Source organism: Mycobacterium sp., from assembly GCF_052145595.1.
GTDB lineage: Bacteria > Actinomycetota > Actinomycetes > Mycobacteriales > Mycobacteriaceae > Mycobacterium.
The window spans coordinates 1-4821 of sequence record NZ_JBKQOI010000288.1; the positions used below are offsets into that span (position 1 = coordinate 1).

A 4821-nucleotide genomic window follows, 5' to 3' on the forward strand; every position below is an offset into this window, starting at 1 on the left:
CCCGTCAGCGCTTCGATGGCATGCTCGGGATGCGGCATCAGCCCGACGACACGGCCGTTGGCGGAGCTGATGCCGGCGATGTCATGCAGCGAGCCGTTGGGGTTGTCGTGGTAGCGGAACACCACCCGGCCCTCGCCCTCCAGCTCATCGAGCACCCTGGCGGGGGCCACGTAGCGGCCCTCGCCGGATTTGAGCGGCACCAGCAGGTCTGCGTCGGACTCGAAACGCGACGTCCACGCCGTCGAGGTCGATGCCACCCGCAGCCACACATCGCGGCAGACGAAATGCAGACCAGCGTTGCGCGCCAGGGCCCCGGGCAGCAACCCGGTCTCGCAGATCACCTGAAAACCGTTGCAAATTCCCAATACCGGCATGCCGCGGCTCGCGGCGTCGACCACCTCGGCCATCACCGGCGCGAATCGGGCGATCGCACCCGCCCGCAGGTAGTCGCCGTAGGAAAAGCCACCGGGCACCACCACGGCGTCGACTCCCTTGAGGTCGGCGTCGGCATGCCACAGACTGACCGCCTCGGCGCCGACGCGCCGCACCGCGCGGGCGGCGTCAACGTCGTCGAGTGTCCCGGGAAAGGTGATGACGCCGATCCGTGCCGTCACTGCGCTTCCCGGCTGATCGTCCAGTCCTCGATCACGGTGTTCGCCAGCAGCGATTCCGCTATCTCGGCGAGCTGGCCATCATCAATGGTGTCGTCAACTTCGAGCTCAAACCTCTTGCCCTGCCGGACATCTGAGATCCCGGGATGGCCAAGCCGGCCCAGCGCGCCGACTATCGCCTGACCCTGCGGGTCGAGGATCTCCGCTTTGGGCATCACATGAACCACCACCCGGACCACCGGCGTTCCTCCTCCAGATCGATCTCGGCGCCAACTCTACCGGCGACGGTGCCGCTCACGGGCACGACGCGATGTAGGCGTCGCACAAGGGCGCGGCCATGGAGTTCAGCACCGGGTCGTCTGCCATCGCCGGCCAGGGCACCTGTGGCGGTCCCGTCGACCAGAGGGTGAGCTCGCTGATCGTGCTGCTCGCCACGTGGGCCACCAGGTAGGTGTGCATGATGACCGGACCGCTGATCACGGCGGCCATCCGGTTGGGTTCGTCGCCAGTAATCGACGGTGACTGTGCCGGTGCCCGTTGCTGGCAGCCGCGCAGCGCGGCGACGGCACTGCTGAACACCGAGGCCGCGGTCGGGCCACCGCGGGCCGTGTCACCGCGCCAGTGCAGGACCTGTGCCTGCAACTGCCACTGACCGTCCGGGTGGGTCACGGTCACGCGCGCTGCGACGGCCGAGTAGCGGGCGTCCTGCGGCACCGCCGGCGTGCCGCACAGGTCCTCGAACCGGAAACGCGGCCCGGCCGCCGCCCCGGTGGTTTGCACCGCCAAACCGGCCAGTCCGGGCCAGTTGTATACCGAGTCCAGCGGTATGGCGTGCGACTGGATCCACGCGCTGTTGGGGATCTGGTCGCACACGGGCGGGCACGTCTCCGGCTCCGCGCGGGCGGGTACGACGACGATCAGGGCAGCCGCGAAGCCGCCGAAAACCACCATCGTCGCCAGGATCACCCGCATCGGCATCACCCCCGTCAGGGCACAATCGTAGACATGCAATTGACGCATTTCGGCCATTCCTGCCTACTCGCCGAGTTCGACCACACCCGCGTGCTTTTTGATCCCGGTACCTTCGCGCACGGTTTCGAGGGGATCACCGGCCTGTCCGCCATCCTGATCACCCACCAGCACCCAGATCACGTCGACTCCGCGCGACTTCCTGCGCTCATCGAGGGCAACCCGGATGCCGCGCTGTACACCGACTCGCAAACCGCGGCGCAGCTCGACGCGCCGTTTCAAGTGGTCCACGTCGGCGATGAGCTGACAGTCGGAGAGTTGACCGTTCGGGCCGTCGGCGGCCGGCACGCCGTGATTCACCCGGAAATCCCTGTAATAGAGAACATTTCGTATCTGGTGGGCGACGAGGACCATCCCGTCAGGTTGATGCACCCCGGTGACGCATTGTTCGTGCCCGACGAGCCGGTCGACGTGTTGGCCGCACCCGCGGCGGCCCCGTGGATGAGGATCGCCGAGGCGATCGACTATCTGCGGGCGGTGGCACCGGCACGCGCGGTTCCCATCCACCAAGGAATGATCACCCCCGACGGCAGGGGCATCTACTACGGCCGGTTCACCGAGATGACCAGCACCGACTTCCAGGTGTTGCCCGAAGAAAGCGCAGTCACCTTCTAGCGCGCAGACTTATGGCGGCGAGCAGACGCAGAATCGCATCATTTCAGCTCGAATCGTGCGATTCTGCGTCTGCTCGACCCCTTGAACGCGCTAGGTGATGTCGGCGGCGGCGCCGCGGCCGGCGGCGCGCCCGGAGAATATGCAGCCACCCAGGAACGTGCCCTCCAGCGCCCGGTAGCCGTGGACGCCGCCGCCGCCGAATCCGGCGACCTCGCCGGCCGCGTACAGTCCGGTGAGCGGGGTGCCGTCGGCCTTGAGCACCCGGGAATCCAAGTCGGTCTCGATGCCGCCCAATGTCTTTCGAGTCAGGATATGCAGCTTGACCGCGATCATCGGCCCGGCCTTCGGATCGGTCAGCCGGTGCGGCGCCACCACCCGGCCCAACCGGTCGCCCAGATAGCCGCGGGCAGCACGGATCGCAGTGATCTGACCGTCTTTGCTGAACCTGTTGGCCACCTCACGATCGCGGGCGGTTACCTCGGCCTCCACCGTGGCGTAGTCCAGCGGTTCCACGCCGGGCAATCTGTTCATCGCGGTCACCAACTCGCGCAACGAGGTTGCGCTGACGAAGTCCACACCCCTGTCGACGAAGGCCTGCACCGGTCCCGGCGGGCCAGAACGCGCTCGCGAGCGCAACAGTTCGCGCACGCTCTGCCCGGTCAGATCGGGGTTCTGCTCCTGACCGGACAGCGCGAATTCCTTCTGAATGATCCTGGCGTTCAACACAAACCAGGTGTAGTCATACCCGGATTTGGTGATGTACTCGAGCGTGCCGAGGGTGTCGAACCCGGGATACAGCGGGACCGGCAACCGCCTGCCTGCCGCATCGAGCCACAGCGACGACGGACCAGGAATGATCCGGATGCCATGCAGCGGCCAGATGGGGTCGTAGTTGGTGATGCCCTCGGTGTAATGCCACATCCGGTCGGGATTGATCACCCGTGCGCCGGCCTTTTGCGAAATGGCGATCATCCTGCCGTCGACGTGCGCGGGCACGCCGCTGAGCAGCTGCTCGGGAATGCGGCCCATCCGTTTCGGCCAGTTCTTTCGCACCAGATCGTGGTTACCCCCGATGCCGCCGCTGGTCACTATCACCGCAGCAGCACGGAATTCGAATTGCCCCAAAACCTTTCGTGAAGAGGACACACCGCGGCTTTCCGCCGAGGGCTCCAGCACGGTACCGCGGACACCGGTAACCGCGTCACCCTCGACGATCAACTCATCGACCTGGTGGCGGTGCGCGAAGCGCACCGTCGAGCGGTCCCGCAACTGACGCGCGAAGATCTCGACCAGAGCGGGCCCGGTGCCCCAGGTGATATGGAAACGGGGCACCGAGTTGCCGTGTCCCTGTGCGTCGTAGCCGCCACGTTCGGCCCAACCCACCAGCGGAAAAATCTTGAGCCCCCGAGCGCACAGCCAACTGCGTTTCTCCCCGGCCGCGAAATCGACATACGCATGCGCCCATTGGCGCGGCCAATAGTCCTCGGGCCGGTCGAAGGCCGCCGTACCGAGCCAATCCTGCAAGGCGAGTTCGTGGCTGTCGCGAATGCCCAGGCGACGCTGCTCCGGGCTGTCGACGAAGAACAGCCCGCCGAATGACCAGAAGGCCTGTCCGCCAACATTGGCGCTGTTCTCCTGGTCGAGGATCAGCACCCGCAGGCCGTGCCCCACCAATTCGCACGCGGCCACCAAGCCCGACAGGCCAGCACCGACGATGATCGCGTCAACGACAAACCGTGCGGCCGGAGAATCGCTCATGTACGAACAGGGTAATGCCCCCGGCCGGCACGTTAATCAGACGCTGGGGTCAGGCGGCGTCGAGAATCGCCTTGTCGGGCCGCCACCGGTACACCGTCGGCGTGCAACCGTGCATCAGGGCCAGGTCGACGGCGTCCAGCATCGCCTGCTGCGGGCCTGGTTTGCGCAATTGACGGGCGGCTACCGCGACCCGCACGATGCCGCCGCGACGAGCGATGCGCTCGGCGGACAGCACAACCATGCGGCACCACCACGGCTCGGTCAGGAAGCCCTCCCCGATGCCCAGCACCCGGGTGCGGACGGTGCTGTGCCGGACCAGGTCGGTGATCCCGTGCAGATCGGCGAGCAGTCGAAAGCCGTTCTGTGGCAACGCCTTGACGACGCCCGGAGAAACCACCCAGCCGGGCGCTGCGAACAGCCGGGTGCGGAGTCCGAGGTGCTCGAGCACCCGGTCGGCGCCCGTCAACCGCAGGTTGGCCTCGTGCGCTCGCAAGATCGCGAATTCGCCGCGACGCTTCTTGGTGGCCGGGTCGTCGTAGCCGTGCAGCACGATGGCGTCGCCGCCGGCGCGCCGGGCGGTCAGCCACTCGACGGTGCGCGGGTCGCGGTCCAGCCGATAGTCGCCGGACAGCCGGGGAGCCACCAGCAACGACACCGGCACGTTGCGCGCATCCATCTGCGCGCAGAACGCCTCGACGTCGGCCAGGGTGCGTTCGCCTATCCCCGAGACCGAGACGATCAGTTTTCCAGACACACCCGCAGTTTGCCGATCCCAAGTGTCGGGATGGTGAAGGACACGCAGACAGCA

The 4821-nt window shown here is 66.9% G+C and carries 6 protein-coding genes; 1 reads left to right on the top strand and 5 read right to left on the bottom strand.

All coding sequences use genetic code 11. The features are described 5' to 3' along the window. The 3 genes from purQ to ACLP4W_RS24870 form a co-directional block, all read right to left on the bottom strand. Positions 1 to 614: phosphoribosylformylglycinamidine synthase subunit PurQ (purQ, locus tag ACLP4W_RS24860; RefSeq protein ID WP_442390054.1), on the bottom strand; the 614-nt coding region annotated here is incomplete at its 3' end. Then, on the bottom strand, positions 611 to 850 hold the full coding sequence (gene purS, locus ACLP4W_RS24865; protein ID WP_442390055.1) for a phosphoribosylformylglycinamidine synthase subunit PurS: 240 nt from the start codon (positions 848 to 850) through the stop codon (positions 611 to 613). The genes purQ and purS, both read right to left, overlap by 4 nt. Positions 851 to 905: 55 nt before the next feature. Continuing rightward, a complete protein-coding gene (locus ACLP4W_RS24870) occupies positions 906 to 1640 on the bottom strand; it encodes an ATPase (protein WP_442390056.1) in 735 nt (244 codons plus the stop codon). Here ACLP4W_RS24870 and ACLP4W_RS24875 point away from each other — a divergent pair. Beyond that, entirely contained in the window at positions 1617 to 2255 is a 639-nt protein-coding gene (locus ACLP4W_RS24875) for an MBL fold metallo-hydrolase (RefSeq protein WP_442390057.1), read from the top strand. The two genes, ACLP4W_RS24870 and ACLP4W_RS24875, sit on opposite strands and share 24 nt — an antisense overlap. A 90-nt stretch (positions 2256 to 2345) precedes the next feature. On the opposite strand, the gene ACLP4W_RS24880 is transcribed toward ACLP4W_RS24875, so the two are convergent. Together ACLP4W_RS24880 and ACLP4W_RS24885 are read right to left on the bottom strand one after the other, a co-directional pair. Beyond that, positions 2346 to 4013, bottom strand: coding sequence for an FAD-binding dehydrogenase (locus tag ACLP4W_RS24880; RefSeq protein WP_442390058.1), 1668 nt, complete (start codon positions 4011 to 4013; stop codon positions 2346 to 2348). Positions 4014 to 4062: 49 nt separating this feature from the next. Next, positions 4063 to 4767 carry a DUF2334 domain-containing protein gene (locus ACLP4W_RS24885; RefSeq protein WP_442390059.1) on the bottom strand — a complete coding sequence of 235 codons (705 nt, stop codon included), beginning with the start codon at positions 4765 to 4767 and terminating at the stop codon, positions 4063 to 4065. Positions 4768 to 4821: the final 54 nt, after the last annotated feature.